The sequence below is a fragment of the Vibrio sp. 10N.222.48.A3 genome (assembly GCF_041475345.1).
Lineage (GTDB): Bacteria > Pseudomonadota > Gammaproteobacteria > Enterobacterales > Vibrionaceae > Vibrio > Vibrio tasmaniensis_A.
The window spans coordinates 1-1344 of the sequence record NZ_JBFRVX010001285.1 but is presented as its reverse complement, the minus strand read 5'-3'; the positions used below and the strand labels follow the sequence as shown (position 1 = coordinate 1344).

Genomic DNA, 1344 nt, shown 5'->3' with positions numbered 1-1344 from the left:
TGGTGTTGTAGGTGAGAGCTCTAATGGTTTTTCCTGTATTTGTTCTATCTCTGACTGGAATGCCAACAAACTTCTTACAGGCGATAACTTTGTTATATTTATTACCCATCGCCATTGCCTTGTCGATATTGGCTTTAGTCTTTTTCGAGAAGTCGTGGTACAGGTTTTCTTGTGAGTAGCGAGCGTTTTGTTTTAAGGCTTTTCGGATTGGCTCGGTCACTTCTAGCGCATCAATAAACGCCTCAATGTCATCGCGGATACCATCTTTGTTTGCATCCGTACCAGTAAGAAAGTCACTGCGGTCAAGCATGGGTTCAAAGCGCTCATATAGCAGCCTAAACTGATCATCGATTGTCGGTTGTGCCTTTAATTCTGCGACTAGCTCAGGTGTTTTCTCTATGTGAGAGATGACACTCGGTTGTTCCACTGCAGTTGCGTTTGGCTCATTCGATTCTTTGCACCCCACAATTAACATCATGGCTAACGTGTAGACTAACCCATTTTTCATTTCTGTATCCCCTAGTATTTCAAATAGATACCAGAGAATACGGGCAAATTAACTCCCTGAATAATAAAGAGTTTGCATAGGGGCATAACACACAAAAATAGGAAGTTAGATGCTCTTACCCTCCGCCTTTTCTGTGTTTCAAAAGAGGGTAAAAATATCAATTAGGGGGAGGTTTGAACGGGTGACTAGCTTATTCACAATACTTTTCCTCTGCTTTCAGAGAAGTACTTACAGATCCATCTTGTAAATGATTATAAGCTAAGTACGCCATAGTACGAGCTTTGGTGTTGTAGGTGAGAGATGTGATTGTGTTGGAGGTGTTTATGCCGTCATCAATATCAATTCCTACAAACTCTTCACAGGCGAGGACTTCGTCGTACTTGTATGAAATTTCGAGGGATTTTTTGATGTTAGCATGGGTCTTCTGTGAAAAATCGTGATAGAGATTTTCTTGTGTGTAACGGGCGTTTTGTTTTAAGGCTTTTCGGACTGGCTCGGTCACTTCTAGCGCATCGATAAACGCCTCAATGTCGTCGCGGATACCATCATTGTTTGCATCAGTACCAGTGAGAGAGTCGCTGCGGTCAAGCATGGATTCAAAACGCTCATATAGAAGCCTAAGTTGATCATCAATGGTCGGCTGTGCCTTTAATTCTGCAATTAGTTCCGGTGTTTTCTCTATGTGAGAGATGACACTCGGTTGTTCCACTACAGTTACGTTTGGCTCATTCGATTCTTTGCACCCCGCAATTAACATCACGGCTAATGTGCAGACTAACCCATTTTTCATTTTTGTTTCCCTAGTATTTCAAATAGACACCAGAGAATACGGACAA

The 1344-nt window shown here is 42.0% G+C and carries 2 protein-coding genes; both read right to left on the bottom strand.

Annotation, left to right across the window (positions count from 1 at the left end):
* The coding region (locus tag AB4653_RS25725; RefSeq protein ID WP_372105645.1) for a chromosome partitioning protein ParA at positions 1 to 508 on the bottom strand (508 nt) is incomplete at its 3' end.
* Between the two features lie 190 nt (positions 509 to 698).
* Positions 699 to 1298 (bottom strand): chromosome partitioning protein ParA, encoded by a 600-nt coding sequence (locus tag AB4653_RS25720; RefSeq protein WP_102258568.1) that lies wholly within the window; start codon positions 1296 to 1298, stop codon positions 699 to 701.
* Between the last annotated feature and the right edge of the window lie 46 nt (positions 1299 to 1344).